This is a genomic window from Streptomyces sp. NBC_00490, from assembly GCF_036013645.1.
Lineage (GTDB): Bacteria > Actinomycetota > Actinomycetes > Streptomycetales > Streptomycetaceae > Streptomyces > Streptomyces canus_F.
Window position 1 is genome coordinate 8,652,989 of record NZ_CP107869.1, and the last position, 17,646, is coordinate 8,670,634.

Sequence of the window (17,646 nt, forward strand, 5' to 3'; positions counted from 1 at the left end):
GCATGAAGGTCGGCGCGGTCATCATCACCATGGGCAACCGCCCCGACGAACTGCGGGCCCTGCTCGACTCGGTCGCCAAGCAGGACGGCGACCGCGTCGAGGTGGCCGTCGTCGGCAACGGCTCGCCCGTCCCCGAGGTCCCCGAAGGCGTGCGCACCGTCGAGCTGCCCGAGAACCTCGGCATCCCCGGCGGCCGTAACGTCGGCATCGAGGCCTTCGGCCCCAGCGGCCGCGACGTCGACATACTGCTCTTCCTCGACGACGACGGCCTGCTCGCGAACCACGACACCGCCGAGCTGTGCCGCCAGGCCTTCGAGGCCGACCCCGAGCTCGGCATCATCAGCTTCCGCATCGCCGACCCGGACACCGGCGAGACCCAGCGCCGCCACGTCCCCCGGCTGCGCGCGGCGGACCCGATGCGCTCCTCCCGGGTCACCACCTTCCTCGGCGGCGCCAACGCCGTACGGACGAAGGTCTTCGCCGAAGTCGGCGGTCTCCCGGACGCATTCTTCTACGCCCACGAGGAAACCGACCTGGCATGGCGGGCTCTCGACGCGGGCTGGATGATCGACTACCGGTCCGACATGGTGCTGTACCACCCCACGACCGCGCCCTCGCGGCACGCGGTCTACCACCGCATGGTCGCCCGCAACCGCGTCTGGCTCGCCCGCCGCAACCTCCCCGCCCTCCTGGTCCCCGTCTACCTCGGGGTCTGGATGCTGCTCACCCTGCTGCGCCGCCCCTCGCGGCCCGCGCTGAAGGCGTGGTTCGGCGGGTTCCGGGAGGGGTGGAGCACCGGCTGCGGCCCCCGCAGGCCCATGAAGTGGCGTACGGTGTGGCGGCTGACCCGACTGGGCCGGCCCCCGGTCATCTGACAAGCTCGACACTGAGAGCACCACCGGGCCCGCCCCAGGACCCCGGTTCATGCCCCCAGCCCGCACAGGCTGCGCATCTCGAAGACGAAAGTTTCCACTGGTGAGTAGTGAGACAACGCACGACGGCGGAGTCGCGGTGACCGCGCCTCCGTCGCCCGACGAGGGCCTCACGGCGGCCCAGCTCGCCGACAAGTACGGGCTGTCCGTGAGCGGCGCCCGCCCCTCGCTCGTCGAGTACGTCCGCCAGCTCTGGGACCGCCGTCACTTCATCCTCGCGTTCTCGCGGGCGAAGCTGACCGCCCAGTACAGCCAGGCCAAGCTCGGCCAGCTGTGGCAGGTGGCCACGCCGCTGCTGAACGCGCTCGTGTACTTCTTCATCTTCGGTCTGCTGCTGGGCGCCCGGAAGGGCATTCCGCACGACATCTATGTGCCGTTCCTGGTCACGGGCGTCTTCGTCTTCACGTTCACGCAGAGCTCGGTCCTCGCCGGCGTGCGCGCCATCTCCGGCAACCTCGGCCTGGTCCGCGCCCTGCACTTCCCGCGCGCCTCGCTGCCGATCTCCTTCGCGCTCCAGCAGCTCCAGCAGCTGCTGTACTCGATGATCGTGCTGGTCGTGGTCATGGTGGCGTTCGGCAGCTACCCCGGGCTGTCCTGGCTGCTGGTGCTGCCCGCGCTGGTCCTGCACTTCGTCTTCAACACCGGCCTCGCGCTGACCTTCGCCCGCATGGGCAGCAAGACCCCCGACCTGGCCCAGCTGATGCCGTTCGTGCTGCGGACCTGGATGTACGCCTCGGGCGTCATGTTCAGCATCCCGGCGATGCTCGCCGACAAGGACATGCCGGGCTGGGTCACCGAGGTCCTGCAGTGGAACCCCGCCGCGATCTACATGGACCTGGTCCGCTTCGCGATGATCGACGGATACGGCTCGGAGTACCTGCCCCCGCACGTCTGGCTCTTCGCCCTCGGCTGGGCGCTGCTCGCCGGTGCGTTCGGCTTCGTCTACTTCTGGAAGGCCGAGGAGAGGTACGGCCGTGGCTGAGCAGCAGCGGGACCCCCGCCCCACCGTCATCGCGGACGACCTCCACATCGTCTACCGCGTCAACGGCGCCAAGTCCGGCAAGGGCAGCGCCACCGCCGCGCTGAGCCGCATCGTCAAGCGCGGCGAGGAGCGCGGCGTCCGCAAGGTGCACGCCGTGCGCGGTGTCTCCTTCGTCTCCTACCGCGGTGAGGCCATCGGCCTGATCGGCTCCAACGGCTCCGGCAAGTCGACCCTGCTGCGCGCCATCGCCGGCCTGCTGCCCGCCGAGAGCGGCAAGGTCTACACCGACGGCCAGCCCTCGCTGCTCGGCGTCAACGCGGCCCTGATGAACGACCTCACGGGTGAGCGGAACGTCATATTGGGCGGGCTCGCCATGGGCATGTCCCGGGAGCAGATCAAGGAGCGCTACCAGGAGATCGTCGACTTCTCCGGCATCAACGAGAAGGGCGACTTCATCACCCTGCCGATGCGCACCTATTCCTCCGGCATGGCGGCCCGTCTGCGTTTCTCCATCGCCGCGGCCAAGGACCACGACGTCCTGATGATCGACGAGGCGCTGGCGACCGGCGACCGCAAGTTCCAGAAGCGCTCCGAGGCCCGCATCCGCGAACTGCGCAAGCACGCGGGCACGGTGTTCCTGGTCAGCCACAACAACAAGTCGATCCGTGACACCTGCGACCGGGTCCTGTGGCTGGAGCGCGGCGAGCTGCGCATGGACGGCCCGACCGAAGAGGTCCTCAAGGAGTACGAGAAGTTCACGGGCAAGTAGTCCACCCGGGCCTGGACGAACCGGGCCACGACGCTTCGTGGGGCCCCGCCGGAACTGCTCCGGCGGGGCCCCGCGTCTGCAAAGGAAACGTCAACTTCGGTGCGGCGTAGGAATCTTGAAGCCAATCGGTGTGTTGTTGTGATGTCCAGGACACCCCGACTCACCACGTTGAGTTGTACAACGTAAGCTGTACCGGTCCCGAATCGCGGCAAGTGGGGCGATAATGCCCGACATCTTCAGTTGGAGCGGCTGCGCGGAAGGCTGGGCGGCGTGTCCGAAATAGTGTGTATTGGGTCGGCGGTGTAGAACGGGAGATGTGACGGCTATGGCTACGGAAACTCCCCAGCTCAACGCATGTGCCGTCCCCGCTCCGGGCGGTTCGCGGTGACGGGAACCGACACGGCGGGCGCTCCCGATCCGGAGCGCGGCACGCTGGACAAGGCCGCGGGTGAGAACTTCCCCGTGGCCCCCTTCTTCCTGCCCAGGGCCTGGCGCACCGATCTCATGGCGGTGTACGGGTTCGCCCGCCTTGTCGACGACATCGGCGACGGCGACCTCGCCCCCGGCGGCGCCGACGCGCGTCTGCTCGGTGTGCCGGCCGAGGACGCCGAGGACCGGCTGCGCCTGCTGGACGCCTTCGAGGCCGACCTCGAACGGGTCTTCTCCGGAGAACCCCGCCACCCCCTGCTGCGCCGCCTGCAGCCGACGGTCCGCCGCTGCTCGCTCACCCCCGAGCCCTTCCTCGCGCTGATCGCCGCCAACCGCCAGGACCAGCTGGTCAAGCGGTACGAGACCTACGACGATCTGCTCGCCTACTGCGAGCTGTCGGCCAACCCGGTGGGCCGCCTCGTCCTCGGCGTCACCGGCACCTCGACCCCCGAGCGGATCCGGCTGTCGGACGCCATCTGCACGGCCCTGCAGATCGTCGAACACCTCCAGGACGTCGCCGAGGACCTCGGCCGCGACCGCATCTACCTGCCAGCCCAGGACATGAAACGGTTCCATGTCCAGGAGGCGGATCTCGCCACGAAGACCGCAGGCGCATCGGTGCGCGCACTGGTCGCGTACGAAGCACAACGCGCCCGCGGTCTCCTGAATGAAGGCGCCCCCCTGGTGGGTAGCGTCCACGGCAGGCTGAAGCTGCTGCTCGCGGGGTTCGTGGCGGGGGGAAGGGCGGCGATCCATGCGATTGCCGCCGCCGAATACGACGTACTTCCCGGCCCGCCCAAGCCCGGCAAGCTCCAGTTGCTGCGCGAGGTGGGCGTGACTCTGCGAGGAAAGGGGTGATCCGGACCGTGGAGGCCGAACCACGCGTGTCCGCACCGGTACTCGCCGCCTACAGCTATTGCGAGGCCGTCACCGGACAGCAGGCCCGTAACTTCGCCTACGGCATCAGGCTCCTGCCGTTGCCCAAGCGCCGTGCGATGTCCGCGCTCTACGCGTTCTCGCGCCGCGTCGACGACATCGGCGACGGCGCGCTGGAGCGCGAGGTGAAGGCCGTCAGACTCGCGGACACCCGGGCGATGCTGGCCCGGGTCCGCGAGGGCGCGGTCGACGAGGACGACACCGACCCGGTCGCGGTCGCCCTCGCCCATGCCGCCGAGACCTTCCCGATCCCGTTGGGGGGCCTGGACGAGCTCATCGACGGCGTCCTGATGGACGTGCACGGCGAGACCTATGAGACCTGGGACGACCTCAAGGTCTACTGCCGCTGTGTCGCCGGGGCCATCGGGCGGCTCTCGCTCGGTGTCTTCGGTACGGAACAGGGGGCGCGCGGCGTCGAGCGCGCGCCGGAGTATGCCGACACGCTCGGTCTCGCGCTCCAGCTCACCAACATCCTGCGGGACGTCCGTGAGGACGCCCAGGGCGGGCGCACCTATCTGCCGGCCGACGATCTCGCGAAGTTCGGCTGCTCGGCCGGGTTCAGCGGGCCGACGCCACCGGAGGGCTCCGACTTCGCGGGTCTCGTGCACTTCGAAGTGCGCCGGGCCCGCGCCCTTTTCGCCGAGGGCTACCGGCTGCTCCCCATGCTCGACCGGCGCAGCGGTGCCTGTGTCGCCGCCATGGCCGGCATCTACCGACGGCTCCTCGACCGTATCGAGCGCGATCCCCAGGCGGTGCTGCGCGGCCGGGTCTCGCTGCCCGGACGCGAGAAGGCGTACGTCGCGGTGCGCGGCCTCTCCGGCCTCGACGCCCGGCATGTGACGCGGCGGACCGTCAGGAGGCGCGCTTGATGGACAATTCGGTCCAAGGTGATGCCGCTGGGGAAAAGTGGCACGCAACCCTCCGCTCAGGGAGCGCGTCCCTGACTGCAACGGTCGGCTGTGCACCGTTCAAATACCACAGCGGCCGGGCAGGGGAGGGCGCACGATGACCGACGGCAATCAGTCGGGGCGGGACGCGGTCGTGATCGGCGGCGGACTCGCCGGCATCACCACGGCGCTCGCCCTCGCCGACGCGGGGGTCCGCGTCACGCTGCTCGAAGGCCGGCCCCGGCTGGGCGGGCTCGCCTTCTCCTTCCAGCGCGGCGAGCTGACCGTCGACAACGGACAGCACGTCTATCTGCGCTGCTGCACCGCCTACCGCTGGTTCCTCGACCGGATCGAGGGCACCGCGCTGGCGCCGCTGCAGGACCGTCTCGACGTGCCCGTGGTCGACGTCGACAAGCCCGAGGGACGGCGGCTCGGCAGGCTGCGGCGCGACGCGCTGCCGGTGCCCCTGCATCTGGGGCGCAGCCTCGCCACGTATCCGCATCTCTCGCTCGCCGAACGGGCCAAGGTGGGCCGGGCCGCGCTCGCGCTCAAGGGGCTCGACCTCGCCGATCCGGACCTGGACGCGCAGAGCTTCGGCAGCTGGCTGACCGCGCACGGTCAGTCGGCGCGTGCCGTGGAGGCCCTATGGGACCTGGTCGGGGTCGCCACCCTCAACGCGGTCGCGGGCGACGCCTCGCTGGGGCTCGCCGCGATGGTGTTCAAGACCGGTCTGCTGTCCGACCCGGGCGCGGCCGACATCGGATGGGCGCGCGTCCCGCTGGGTGAACTGCATGACCGGCTGGCCCGCAAGGCGCTCGACTCCGCGGGCGTGCGTACCGAGGTCCGTACACGCGTCACCTCCCTCTCTCCTGACGAGAACGGGACGTGGAGCGTTCAGGTTCCCGGCGAGACGCTGCGCGCGGACGCGGTCGTCCTCGCCGTACCCCAGCGCGAGACGTACGACCTGCTGCCGGACGGCGCCCTCGACGCCCCCGAACAGCTGCTCGCGATCGGCACCGCGCCGATCCTCAACGTGCACGTCGTGTACGACCGCAAGGTGCTGAACCGTCCCTTCTTCACCGCCCTCGGCACCCCGGTGCAGTGGGTGTTCGACCGCACCGACGCCTCCGGGCTCAGGGACGGGCAGTACCTGGCCCTGTCCCAGTCCGCCGCGCAGGACGAGATCGACGAGCCGGTCGCCGTCCTGCGCGAGCGCTATCTGCCGGAGCTGGAGCGGCTGCTGCCCGGTGCGCGCGGTGCCGAGGTGCGGGACTTCTTCGTGACCAGGGAGCGCACGGCGACGTTCGATCCCGCCCCCGGCGTCGGACGGCTGCGGCCCGGCGCCCGTACCAAAGCCCCCGGCCTGTACCTGGCCGGTGCGTGGACCGCCACAGGGTGGCCCGCGACCATGGAGAGTGCGGTCCGCAGTGGTGTGAGTGCGGCGGACGCCGCGCTGAGCGCCCTGGGCCGGCCCCGCCCCAGCCGCCTCTTCGACATGGAGGAGGCGGCCTGATGCTCGATCAGCACGCGGCAGGCCCCCGCACCCCCGGTACCGCAACAAGAGGAGAGACTGTGCCCACTGTGCCCCCGGCCTCGACGGCTGCCGAGGCGGTGGACGTGACCGCGCTTCTGGAGCGTGGCCGAACCCTGGCCACTCCGGTGCTGAGGGCGGCGATCGACCGCCTGGCCGCTCCCATGGACACCGTTTCCGCCTACCACTTCGGCTGGATCGACGCCGAGGGCAACCCGACCGCCGGTGACGGCGGCAAGGCCGTGCGCCCCGCACTCGCGGTGCTGTCCGCCGAGGTCACCGGTGCCGCGCCCGAGGTCGGGATCCCCGGCGCCGTCGCCGTGGAGCTGGTCCACAACTTCTCGCTGCTGCACGACGACCTGATGGACGGCGACGAGCAGCGCCGTCACCGCGACACCGTCTGGAAGGTGCACGGCCCGGCCCAGGCCATCCTCGTCGGCGACGCCCTGTTCGCGCTGGCCAACGAGGTGCTCCTCGAACTCGGCACCGTCGCCGCGGGCCGCGCCACCCGGCGCCTCACCTCCGCCACCCGCGCCCTGATCGACGGCCAGGCCCAGGACATCTCCTACGAGCACCGCGACCGCGTCAGCGTCGAGGAGTGCCTGGAGATGGAGGGCAACAAGACCGGCGCCCTGCTGGCCTGCGCCAGCTCCATCGGCGCGGTGCTCGGCGGCGCGGACGACCGCACCGCCGACACCCTGGAGAGGTACGGCTACCACCTCGGCCTCGCCTTCCAGGCCGTCGACGACCTGCTCGGCATCTGGGGCGACCCGGTCTCCACCGGCAAGCAGACCTGGAGCGACCTGCGTCAGCGCAAGAAGTCCCTGCCGGTCGTGGCCGCGCTCGCGGCGGGCGGCTCCGCCTCCGACCGGCTCGGCGAGATCCTCGCCGCGGACGCCAAGAGCAGCGACTTCGAGAACTTCTCCGAGGAGGAGTTCGCGGCCCGCGCCGCCCTCATCGAGGAGGCGGGCGGCCGGGACTGGACGGCCGGCGAGGCCCGGCGTCAGCACACCATCGCCGTCGAGGCGCTCGACGCCATCGACATGCCCGACCGGGTGCGGGACCGGTTCACCGCGCTCGCCGACTTCGTCGTCGTACGAAAGAGATGATCACTATCGGTCGAATAGCCCTCGCGTAGTCGCCGGCCGGTGTCGCGGGAAACCGTGCACCGGCCGACGGCGGACCCACAGCAGAGCACCACATGCACACTGCACGAAGGGGAAGCCATGACAGCGACGACCGACGGAAGCACCGGGGCTCTGCCGCCCCGGACTGCCGCGGCCAGCGAAACCGACATCGAGACCCCCGCGGCGGCCGGGGTACAAGAAGCCGCCGTACGCGCCGTGCAACGCGCCACGGAGTACCTGCTCGCACGGCAGGACTCGCAGGGCTGGTGGAAGGGCGACCTGGAGACCAACGTCACCATGGACGCCGAGGATCTGCTGCTCCGTCAGTTCCTGGGCATCCGCGACGAGTCCACCACCCGCGCCGCCGGCCAGTTCATCCGCGGCGAGCAGCGCGAGGACGGCACCTGGGCCTCCTTCTACGGCGGACCCGGCGAACTCTCCACCACCATCGAGGCGTACGTCGCCCTCCGGCTGGCCGGTGACGCACCCGACGAGCCGCACATGGCGAGGGCGTCGGAGTGGATCCGCGCCCGGGGCGGTATCGCCTCCGCCCGTGTCTTCACCCGGATCTGGCTCGCCCTGTTCGGCTGGTGGAAGTGGGAGGACCTGCCCGAGCTGCCGCCCGAGCTCATCTACTTCCCGAAGTGGGTGCCGCTCAACATCTACGACTTCGGCTGCTGGGCCCGGCAGACCATCGTCCCGCTGACGATCGTCTCGGCGAAGCGGCCGGTACGGCCCGCCCCCTTCCCGCTCGACGAACTGCACACCGATCCGGCCGACCCCAACCCGGCCAAGCCCCTTGCCCCGGCCGCGAGTTGGGACGGCGCCTTCCAGCGTCTGGACAAGGCGCTGCACCAGGTGCGCAAGGTCGTGCCGCGCCGGCTGCGCAAGGCGGCCGTCAACACCGCCGCCCGCTGGATCATCGAGCGGCAGGAGAACGACGGCTGCTGGGGCGGTATCCAGCCGCCGGCCGTGTACTCGGTCATCGCCCTCCACCTGGTCGGCTACGACCTCGAACACCCGGTCATGCGGGCGGGGCTGGAGTCGCTGGACCGTTTCGCCATCTGGCGCGAGGACGGGTCCCGGATGATCGAGGCCTGCCAGTCGCCGGTGTGGGACACCTGCCTGGCCACCATCGCGCTCGCCGACGCCGGTGTGCCCGCCGACCATCCGCAGCTCGTCAAGGCCGCGGACTGGATGCTCGGCGAGGAGATCGTCCGGCCCGGGGACTGGGCCGTCAAACGGCCCCAACTGCCCCCGGGCGGCTGGGCGTTCGAGTTCCACAACGACAACTACCCCGACATCGACGACACCGCGGAGGTCGTCCTCGCCCTGCGCCGGGTCAGGCACCACGACCCGGACCGGGTGGAGAACGCGATCGGGCGCGGGGTGCGCTGGAACCTCGGCATGCAGTCGAAGAACGGTGCCTGGGGCGCCTTCGACGTCGACAACACCAGCCCGTTCCCCAACCGGCTGCCGTTCTGCGACTTCGGTGAGGTCATCGACCCGCCGTCCGCCGACGTCACCGCCCATGTGGTGGAGATGCTGGCCGTCGAGGGACTCGCGCACGACCCGCGCACCCGACGCGGCATCGAGTGGCTGCTCGCCGAACAAGAACAGGACGGCTCGTGGTTCGGGCGCTGGGGCGTCAACTACGTCTACGGCACCGGGTCGGTGGTGCCCGCGCTCACCGCCGCCGGCATCCCCGCCGCGCACCCGGCGATCCGGCGGGCCGTGAGCTGGCTGGAGTCCGTCCAGAACGACGACGGCGGCTGGGGCGAGGATCTGCGCTCCTACAAGGAGGCCGCGGTGTGGAGCGGCCGTGGCGCCTCGACCGCCTCGCAGACGGCCTGGGCGCTGATGGCCCTGCTGGCCGCCGGCGAGAAGGACTCCAAGGCGGTCGAGCGGGGCATCGCGTGGCTCGCGGCCACCCAGCGGGAGGACGGCTCCTGGGACGAGCCCTACTTCACCGGCACCGGCTTCCCGTGGGACTTCTCCATCAACTACCACCTCTACCGGCAGGTCTTCCCGCTCACGGCACTCGGCCGGTACGTCCACGGGGAGCCGTTCGGCAAGGCGGGGGAGGCGTGAGATGACCACCCGGCCGGCCTCCGCCCCGCTGCTGATCGCCTGCGCGCTCGGCATCGAGCACCTGGCCCTGCGCAGCGGCGACCGCTCCGGCGCCGACGGGCCGGTCACCGTGCTCCGCACCGGCATGGGCCCCAAGGCCGCCGAGCGGGCCGTCACCCGCGCCCTCACCGATCCCGCGCTCGCCGACGCCGCGGTACTGGCCACCGGCTTCTGTGCGGGGCTCGCCCCCGGCATGCACCCAGGCGATCTCGTCGTCGCCGAGGAGACCCGGGATCCGGACGGAACCGTTCCCTGCGTCGGGACCGACCTACTCGTCAAGGAGCTCCTGCGGGCGGCCCCCGGACGCACCGTCCACACCGGACCGCTCACCGGCTCCGATCACGTCGTACGCGGTCACGAACGGTCCGATCTGCTCGCGACCGGCGCGATCGCGGTCGACATGGAGTCCGCGGCGACGCTCCACAGCGCCGTGCGGTCGGGGGTACGCCCTGTTGCGGCCGTCCGGGTGGTCGTGGACGCTCCAGAACATGAACTCGTCCGGATCGGCACGGTGCGCGGTGGAATATCAGCTTTCCGCGTCCTTCGCTCCGTCCTTCCCGCTTTCTATGAATGGCACCGTTCCTTGCTGCTCCCCAGGAGGTGAGCCAGATGGCCATGCCGCTGCGTCAGTCCATCAAGGTCGCTACATACTTGGCCGAACAAAAGCTCCGCAAGCGGGACAAGTTCCCGCTGATCGTGGAGCTGGAACCCCTCTTCGCGTGCAACCTCGCGTGCGAGGGCTGCGGCAAGATCCAGCACCCGGCGGGTGTGCTCAAGCAGCGCATGCCGGTGGCGCAGGCCGTCGGGGCGGTGCTGGAGTCCGGTGCGCCGATGGTGTCCATCGCCGGCGGCGAGCCGCTGATGCACCCTCAGATCGATGAGATCGTGCGGCAGTTGGTGGCGAAGAAGAAGTACGTCTTCCTCTGCACCAACGCCATGCTGCTGCGCAAGAAGATGGACAAGTTCACGCCCTCGCCCTATTTCGCCTTCGCCGTGCACATCGACGGGCTGCGTGAGCGGCACGACGAGTCGGTGGCGAAGGAGGGCGTGTTCGACGAAGCCGTCGAGGCGATCAAGGAGGCCAAGAAGCGCGGCTTCCGGGTCACGACCAACTCGACCTTCTTCAACACGGACACCCCGCAGACCGTCATCGAGGTGCTCAACTACCTCAACGACGACCTGCACGTCGACGAGATGATGATCTCGCCCGCCTACGCCTACGAGAAGGCGCCCGACCAGGAGCACTTCCTGGGCGTGGAGCAGACCCGCGAACTCTTCAAGAAGGCCTTCGCGGGCGGCAACCGCAAGAAGTGGCGGCTCAACCACTCGCCCCTGTTCCTCGACTTCCTGGAGGGCAAGGTCGACTTCCCGTGCACGGCGTGGGCGATCCCGAACTACTCGCTGTTCGGCTGGCAGCGCCCCTGCTACCTGATGAGCGACGGGTACGTGCCGACGTACCGCGAACTCATCGAGGAGACCGACTGGGACAAGTACGGCCGCGGCAAGGACCCGCGCTGCGCCAACTGCATGGCGCACTGCGGCTACGAGCCCACCGCCGTCCTCGCCACCATGGGCTCGCTGAAGGAGTCGCTGCGCGCGATGCGCGAGACGGTCTCCGGAAACCGGGAGTGAGGACATGACCGCCGTCTCCTTGGGCCTCCCCGAGGTACCGGTCCGGCCGATCGCCGAGCGGCGCGTGTCGCGGCGGATCCAGGTCGGGCCGGTGGCGGTCGGGGGCGGGGCGCCGGTGTCGGTGCAGTCGATGACGACGACCCGTACGTCCGACATCGGCGCCACCCTTCAGCAGATCGCGGAACTCACCGCGTCCGGCTGCCAGATCGTCCGCGTCGCCTGCCCCACGCAGGACGACGCGGACGCCCTCGCGACCATCGCCCGCAAGTCGCAGATCCCGGTGATCGCGGACATCCACTTCCAGCCCAAGTACGTGTTCTCGGCGATCGAGGCCGGCTGTGCGGCCGTCCGCGTCAATCCCGGCAACATCAAGCAGTTCGACGACAAGGTCCGGGAGATCGCCCGGGCCGCCGCGGACCACGGCACACCGATCCGGATCGGCGTCAACGCCGGGTCGCTGGACCGCAGGCTCCTGCAGAAGTACGGGAAGGCGACACCGGAGGCGCTCGTCGAATCGGCGCTGTGGGAAGCGTCGTTGTTCGAGGAGCACGGCTTCAGGGACATCAAGATCTCGGTCAAGCACAACGACCCCGTGGTCATGGTCAACGCCTACCGGCTGCTCGCCGAGCAGTGCGACTACCCGTTGCACCTGGGGGTCACGGAAGCCGGTCCCGCCTTTCAGGGCACGATCAAGTCGGCGGTGGCCTTCGGGGCGCTCCTCAGCAGGGGCATCGGCGACACGATCAGGGTCTCGTTGTCCGCGCCGCCCGCCGAGGAGGTCAAGGTCGGCATCCAGATCCTGGAGTCGCTGGGCCTTCGGCAGCGGCGCCTGGAGATCGTGTCGTGTCCGTCCTGCGGGCGCGCCCAGGTCGACGTCTACAAGCTGGCCGACGAGGTCACCGCGGGCCTGGAGGGCATGGAAGTGCCCCTGCGGGTCGCGGTGATGGGATGTGTGGTCAACGGTCCCGGCGAGGCGCGGGAGGCGGACCTCGGGGTCGCCTCCGGCAACGGCAAGGGCCAGATCTTCGTCAAGGGCGAGGTCATCAAGACCGTCCCCGAGTCGAAGATCGTGGAGACCCTCATCGAGGAGGCGATGAAGATCGCCGAACAGATGGAGCAGGACGGCGTCGCGTCGGGGGAGCCGGCCGTCACCGTGAGCTGAACAGCACGGACCGAAGGGGGCCCGACGTGACGATTCTGGAGAACATCCGGGGACCACGTGACCTGAAGGCGCTGTCCGAGGCGGAACTCGGCGAACTGTCCGAAGAGATAAGGGAGTTCCTGGTCCACTCCGTGGCCAGGACCGGAGGACACCTCGGGCCCAATCTGGGGGTGGTGGAACTCTCCATCGCGCTCCACCGGGTCTTCGAGTCGCCGGTGGACCGCCTGGTGTGGGACACCGGTCATCAGAGCTATGTGCACAAGATCCTGACGGGGCGTCAGGACTTCTCGAAGCTGCGCGGCAAGGGCGGTCTGTCCGGCTACCCCTCGCGTGAGGAGTCCGAGCACGACATCGTGGAGAACAGCCACGCCTCCACCGCGCTCGGCTGGGCCGACGGGCTGGCCAAGGCCCGCCAGGTCCAGGGCGGCAAGGGGCATGTGGTCGCGGTCATCGGCGACGGCGCGCTCACCGGCGGTATGGCCTGGGAGGCGCTGAACAACATCGCGGCCGCCAAGGACCGGCCGCTGATCATCGTCGTCAACGACAACGAGCGGTCGTACTCGCCGACCATCGGCGGTCTCGCGAACCACCTTGCGACGCTGCGGACCACCGACGGCTACGAGAAGGTCCTGGCCTGGGGGAAGGACGTACTGCTGCGGACCCCGGTGGTGGGCAGCACGCTCTACGAGTCGCTGCACGGTGCGAAGAAGGGCTTCAAGGACGCCTTCGCTCCGCAGGGCATGTTCGAGGACCTCGGGCTGAAGTACGTCGGCCCGATCGACGGCCATGACATCGGGGCCGTGGAGTCGGCGCTGCGACGAGCGAAACGCTTCCACGGGCCGGTCCTCGTCCACTGCCTGACCGAGAAGGGGCGCGGTTACGAGCCCGCCCTCGCCCACGAGGAGGACCACTTCCACACCGTCGGTGTGATGGACCCGCTCACCTGCGAGCCGCTCGCGCCCTCCAACGGGCCTTCCTGGACCTCGGTGTTCGGGGACGAGATCCTCGCGATCGGGGAGGAGCGCGAGGACGTCGTGGCCATCACGGCGGCCATGCTGCACCCGGTGGGGCTCGGGAAGTTCGCGGCGCGGTTCCCGGACCGGGTGTGGGACGTCGGCATCGCCGAGCAGCACGCGGCGGTCTCCGCGGCCGGGCTCGCGACCGGCGGTCTGCATCCCGTGGTCGCCGTGTACGCGACCTTCCTCAACCGTGCCTTCGACCAGCTCCTGATGGACGTCGCGCTGCACCGCTGCGGGGTGACGTTCGTGCTGGACCGGGCCGGTGTCACCGGTGTGGACGGCGCCTCGCACAACGGCATGTGGGACCTGTCGATCCTCCAGGTCGTCCCCGGCCTGCGGATCGCCGCCCCCCGGGACGCGGACCAGCTCCGCTCGCAGCTCAGGGAGGCCGTGGCGGTGGACGACGCGCCGACGCTCGTCCGCTTCCCCAAGGAGTCGGTGGGCCCGCGGATCCCCGCGGTGGACCGCGTGGGCGGCATGGACGTGCTGCACCGCGGGGAACGGCCCGAGGTGCTGCTGGTGGCCGTCGGTGTGATGGCGCCCGTCTGCCTCCAGGCCGCCGACCTGCTCGAGGCCCGCGGTATCGCCTGCACGGTCGTGGACCCCCGCTGGATCAAGCCCGTCGACCCGGCACTGCCCGGGCTCGCCGCCGAGCACCGGCTGGTCGCCGTCGTCGAGGACAACAGCCGTGCCGCCGGGGTCGGTTCCGCGGTCGCCCTCGCGCTGGGCGACGCCGAAGTCGACGTACCGGTGCGGCGGTTCGGGATTCCGGAGCAGTTCCTCGCGCACGCCAAACGCGGCGAGGTGCTCGCCGACATCGGGCTCACGCCGGTGGAGGTCGCCGGACGGATCAGCGCGAGCCTGGCGGTCAAGGAGGCCGAGGAGACGCCGGCCGCCAAGGACGCCGGGGGAACGTCGGCCGTCGGCGCGCAGACCGGCGGCCCTGTCAGGGAGAAGGCTGAATGACCACGGAGTTCGACCTCGGCAGACTCCTCGCCGAGCGCGGAGCCGAGCGCTACGAGCTGCACACGAAGTACCTGAACCACCAGCTCCCGCGCATGCTGCACACCATCGGCTTCGACAAGGTCTACGAGCGGGCCGAGGGCGCGTACTTCTGGGACGCGGACGGCAACGACTACCTGGACATGCTCGCCGGGTTCGGGGTGATGGGCCTGGGCCGTCATCACCCCGTCGTCCGCAAGGCGCTGCACGACGTCCTCGACGCCGGGCTCGCCGACCTCACCCGTTTCGACTGCCAGCCGCTGCCCGGGCTGCTGGCCGAGAAGCTCCTCGCGCACAGCCCGCACCTGGACCGGGTGTTCTTCGGGAACAGCGGGACGGAGGCGGTGGAGACCGCGCTGAAGTTCGCCCGGCGAGCCACCGGTAAGCCGCGGATCCTGTACTGCGACCACGCCTTCCACGGGCTCACCACGGGCTCGCTGTCGGTCAACGGCGAGGACGGCTTCCGGGACGGCTTCGCCCCGCTGCTGCCCGACACGGCCGTACCCCTCGGCGATCTCGACGCCCTGGCAAGGGAGTTGAAGAAGGGCGATGTCGCCGCCCTGATCGTCGAGCCCATCCAGGGCAAGGGCGTCCTCGAGCCACCGCCCGGCTATCTGCGCGCCGCCCAGGAGCTGCTGCACCGGCACAAGGCGCTGCTCATCGCGGACGAGGTGCAGACGGGACTCGGGCGGACCGGCGACTTCTACGCCTACCAGCACGAGGACGGCGTCGAGCCGGACCTCGTGTGCGTGGCCAAGGCGCTCTCCGGCGGCTATGTGCCGGTCGGCGCCACGCTCGGCAAGGACTGGATCTTCAAGAAGGTCTTCTCGTCGATCGACCGCGTCCTGGTCCACTCGGCGAGCTTCGGGTCCAACGCGCAGGCCATGGCGGCCGGGCTCGCCGTGCTGTCCGTCATGGAGAACGAGCAGATCACCGCGAACGCCCGCGCCACCGGCGAGCTGCTCAAGAACCGGCTCGCGGCACTGGTCGACAAGTACGAGCTGCTCGCCGACGTCCGCGGCCGGGGTCTGATGGTCGGCATCGAGTTCGGCCGGCCCAAGTCCCTCGGTCTGCGCAGCCGTTGGACGATGCTCCAGGCCGCCCGCAAGGGGCTGTTCGCGCAGATGGTCGTCGTACCGCTGCTCGAGCGCCACCGGATCCTCACCCAGGTCTCCGGCGACCACCTGGAGGTCATCAAGCTGATCCCGCCACTGACCGTCGGGGAGCGGGAGGTGGACCGGTTCGTCGACGCCTTCACGGACATCATGGACGACGCGCACGGCGGGGGCGGGCTGATGTGGGACTTCGGGAAGACCCTGGTCAAGCAGGCGGTGGCCAACCGGTAGTCGGCATGGTTTGCCTCTGAGGCAAGAAAATTGCCCTGGAGGCAAACCTGCGGCTGAATGGAGAGCATGAGCTCTCCGGAACCCGAGCCGGCCGACGCCCTCACCGTCGTCGCGCCGCAGCTCCGCGCGCTGCGACGACGCGCCTCCCTCACCCTGGAGGCCGCGGCCCGTGCCGCCGGGCTGTCGCCCGCCCATCTCTCCCGGCTGGAGACCGGGCAGCGCCAGCCCTCGCTGCCGATGCTGCTCGCGCTCGCCCGTATCTACGGTACGACCGTCTCGGAGCTGCTCGGTGAGACGGTCGCCGAACGGGACGCCGTCGTGCGCGCCGCCGACATGGAACCGACCGCCGCGGGCGGCTGGACCTACTGGCCGGCCGGTGCGCCCGGACGCGGCATGCAGGCGCTGCGCGTGCACGTCCCGCACGGCTCGCAGGGCGACATCGTGCGGGTCCACCCCGGCGAGGAGTGGCTGTACGTCCTCACAGGACGGCTGCGGCTGCGCCTCGGGGACACCACCCACGTGCTCGCCCCGGGCGACAGCGCGCACTTCGACTCGCTGACCCCGCACCGCATCGCGGCCCAGGACCCCGACGGGGTCGAGCTGCTCTTCGTCCACACCCTGCTGCAGAGCCCGACAGCCACGCTGTGCCTGGGCCCCACCCCTGGAGAGACGTCATGAAGGACATGGAGGAGCGGTTCCCGCGCGGTATCTGGGTGCGGCTGATCATCTACATCGCGGTGGGGCACCTCTTCGCGGCCTTCATCTACCTGCTGTTCGAGCTCGGAGCCCAGCAGTAGACCCGCCGGCGGCTCTCAGTCGAGGAGCCGCTCGCGCAGCCGGTCCCGGAGCTGCGGGGTCAGGCCGAGCCCCTGCTCCAGGTAGGCGTCGACGCTGCCCCAGGTCTCCTCGATCGTCTCGAACGCGGCCTGGAGATATTCGGCGCGCGCGTCGAAGAGCGGGCCGAGCAGCTCCATCACCTCGGGGGAGTAGGCGGCGACGGACTTGCTGCTGCGGTGCACCTTGTAGCGGCGGTGCTTGGCGTTCGACTCCAGGTAGTCCGCGACGATCGCCTCCCGCTCCACACCGAGGGCGAGCAGCGTCACGGCGATGGACAGGCCGGCGCGGTCCTTGCCCGCCGCGCAGTGCATCAGCGCGGGGACGCTCTCCTCGGCGAGGGAGTGCAGGACGCGGGAGTGCTCGGCGGTGCGCTCCTTCACGATCTTGCGGTACGAGGCGATCATCCGGTTGGCCGCCTTGTCGTCGCCGAGGATCTCGCGCAACTGCTCGATCTCGCCGTCCCGGACCATCTTCCAGAACTCCGAGCCGTCCGCCGGGTCGCTCAGCGGGAGGTTCACATTGCGCACGCCCGGCAGCTCGACGTCGGGGCCCTCCAGCTTCTGGTCCGACGCGTTGCGGAAGTCGAAGATCGTGTGCAGCCCCAGGGAGGAGAGGAACGCGGCGTCCTCGTCGGTCGCGTGCGCCAGGTGACCGCTGCGGAACAGCACCCCGTACCGCACCCGCCGTCCGTCCACCGTCGGCAGACCGCCGACATCCCGGAAGTTGCGGACTCCGGTCAGCTCGGGCTCGGTCGACGGGATCTGCTGCGTCACGGGGGCTCCTCCCAGCCGGTCCCGCCGCCACGGCTCGTCAGCGGGCACCTCCCCGACGATACGACATCGGTTCCTGGGGCAATCAGTTGTCCACAGGCGTTGCACCCAGGGCTCGCGGCCGTTGATGATGTTGGCACTTGAGCGCACCTGTT

The 17,646-nt window shown here is 70.2% G+C and carries 17 protein-coding genes; 16 read left to right on the forward strand and 1 reads right to left on the reverse strand.

Annotated elements, in window-relative coordinates; all coding sequences use genetic code 11:
* Positions 1-2: 2 nt before the first annotated feature.
* From OG381_RS39380 to OG381_RS39450, 16 genes are all read left to right on the forward strand, one after another.
* The gene (locus OG381_RS39380) at positions 3-875 is read left to right on the forward strand and encodes a glycosyltransferase family 2 protein (RefSeq protein ID WP_307037065.1); all 873 of its coding nucleotides are present in this window, start codon (positions 3-5) and stop codon (positions 873-875) included.
* A 100-nt stretch (positions 876-975) separates the two neighbouring features.
* On the forward strand, positions 976-1,914 hold the full coding sequence (locus OG381_RS39385; protein ID WP_327720747.1) for an ABC transporter permease: 939 nt from the start codon (positions 976-978) through the stop codon (positions 1,912-1,914).
* Positions 1,907-2,683 (forward strand): ABC transporter ATP-binding protein, encoded by a 777-nt coding sequence (locus OG381_RS39390; RefSeq protein WP_307023566.1) that lies wholly within the window; start codon positions 1,907-1,909, stop codon positions 2,681-2,683. Before OG381_RS39385 ends, OG381_RS39390 begins: the two co-directional genes overlap by 8 nt.
* A gap of 354 nt (positions 2,684-3,037) precedes the next feature.
* Positions 3,038-3,970, forward strand: coding sequence for a squalene synthase HpnC (gene hpnC, locus OG381_RS39395; protein WP_443061971.1), 933 nt, complete (start codon positions 3,038-3,040; stop codon positions 3,968-3,970).
* Positions 3,967-4,917: a presqualene diphosphate synthase HpnD gene (hpnD, locus tag OG381_RS39400; RefSeq protein ID WP_327720748.1), complete on the forward strand. Its 951-nt coding sequence runs from the start codon at positions 3,967-3,969 to the stop codon at positions 4,915-4,917. Before hpnC ends, hpnD begins: the two co-directional genes overlap by 4 nt.
* Positions 4,917-5,057: a DUF6380 family protein gene (locus tag OG381_RS49720; RefSeq protein ID WP_362400601.1), complete on the forward strand. Its 141-nt coding sequence runs from the start codon at positions 4,917-4,919 to the stop codon at positions 5,055-5,057. Before hpnD ends, OG381_RS49720 begins: the two co-directional genes overlap by 1 nt.
* A complete protein-coding gene (gene hpnE / locus OG381_RS39405; RefSeq protein WP_327720749.1) occupies positions 5,054-6,448 on the forward strand; it encodes a hydroxysqualene dehydroxylase HpnE in 1,395 nt (464 codons plus the stop codon). Before OG381_RS49720 ends, hpnE begins: the two co-directional genes overlap by 4 nt.
* On the forward strand, positions 6,448-7,575 hold the full coding sequence (locus tag OG381_RS39410; RefSeq protein WP_327720750.1) for a polyprenyl synthetase family protein: 1,128 nt from the start codon (positions 6,448-6,450) through the stop codon (positions 7,573-7,575). The genes hpnE and OG381_RS39410 overlap by 1 nt, the downstream gene beginning before the upstream one ends.
* Positions 7,576-7,692: 117 nt before the next feature.
* Positions 7,693-9,684, forward strand: a complete 1,992-nt coding sequence (gene shc, locus OG381_RS39415) for a squalene--hopene cyclase (RefSeq protein ID WP_327720751.1) — start codon at positions 7,693-7,695, stop codon at positions 9,682-9,684.
* Position 9,685: 1 nt separating this feature from the next.
* Positions 9,686-10,327: a phosphorylase family protein gene (locus OG381_RS39420; RefSeq protein ID WP_327720752.1), complete on the forward strand. Its 642-nt coding sequence runs from the start codon at positions 9,686-9,688 to the stop codon at positions 10,325-10,327.
* Positions 10,328-10,332: 5 nt separating this feature from the next.
* On the forward strand, positions 10,333-11,355 hold the full coding sequence (hpnH, locus tag OG381_RS39425; RefSeq protein WP_307023560.1) for an adenosyl-hopene transferase HpnH: 1,023 nt from the start codon (positions 10,333-10,335) through the stop codon (positions 11,353-11,355).
* 4 nt (positions 11,356-11,359) lie between these two features.
* Entirely contained in the window at positions 11,360-12,517 is a 1,158-nt protein-coding gene (ispG, locus tag OG381_RS39430) for a flavodoxin-dependent (E)-4-hydroxy-3-methylbut-2-enyl-diphosphate synthase (RefSeq protein ID WP_327720753.1), read from the forward strand.
* A 26-nt stretch (positions 12,518-12,543) separates the two neighbouring features.
* Positions 12,544-14,502 carry a 1-deoxy-D-xylulose-5-phosphate synthase gene (gene dxs, locus OG381_RS39435; protein ID WP_327720754.1) on the forward strand — a complete coding sequence of 653 codons (1,959 nt, stop codon included), beginning with the start codon at positions 12,544-12,546 and terminating at the stop codon, positions 14,500-14,502.
* Positions 14,499-15,884: an aspartate aminotransferase family protein gene (locus OG381_RS39440; RefSeq protein ID WP_327720755.1), complete on the forward strand. Its 1,386-nt coding sequence runs from the start codon at positions 14,499-14,501 to the stop codon at positions 15,882-15,884. The genes dxs and OG381_RS39440 overlap by 4 nt, the downstream gene beginning before the upstream one ends.
* Positions 15,885-15,941: 57 nt before the next feature.
* On the forward strand, positions 15,942-16,562 hold the full coding sequence (locus OG381_RS39445; protein WP_443061972.1) for a helix-turn-helix domain-containing protein: 621 nt from the start codon (positions 15,942-15,944) through the stop codon (positions 16,560-16,562).
* Positions 16,559-16,681 carry a DUF6126 family protein gene (locus OG381_RS39450; protein ID WP_307023556.1) on the forward strand — a complete coding sequence of 41 codons (123 nt, stop codon included), beginning with the start codon at positions 16,559-16,561 and terminating at the stop codon, positions 16,679-16,681. Before OG381_RS39445 ends, OG381_RS39450 begins: the two co-directional genes overlap by 4 nt.
* 15 nt (positions 16,682-16,696) lie before the next feature.
* On the opposite strand, the gene OG381_RS39455 is transcribed toward OG381_RS39450, so the two are convergent.
* Positions 16,697-17,494, reverse strand: a complete 798-nt coding sequence (locus OG381_RS39455) for a tyrosine-protein phosphatase (RefSeq protein ID WP_327720757.1) — start codon at positions 17,492-17,494, stop codon at positions 16,697-16,699.
* Positions 17,495-17,646: the final 152 nt, after the last annotated feature.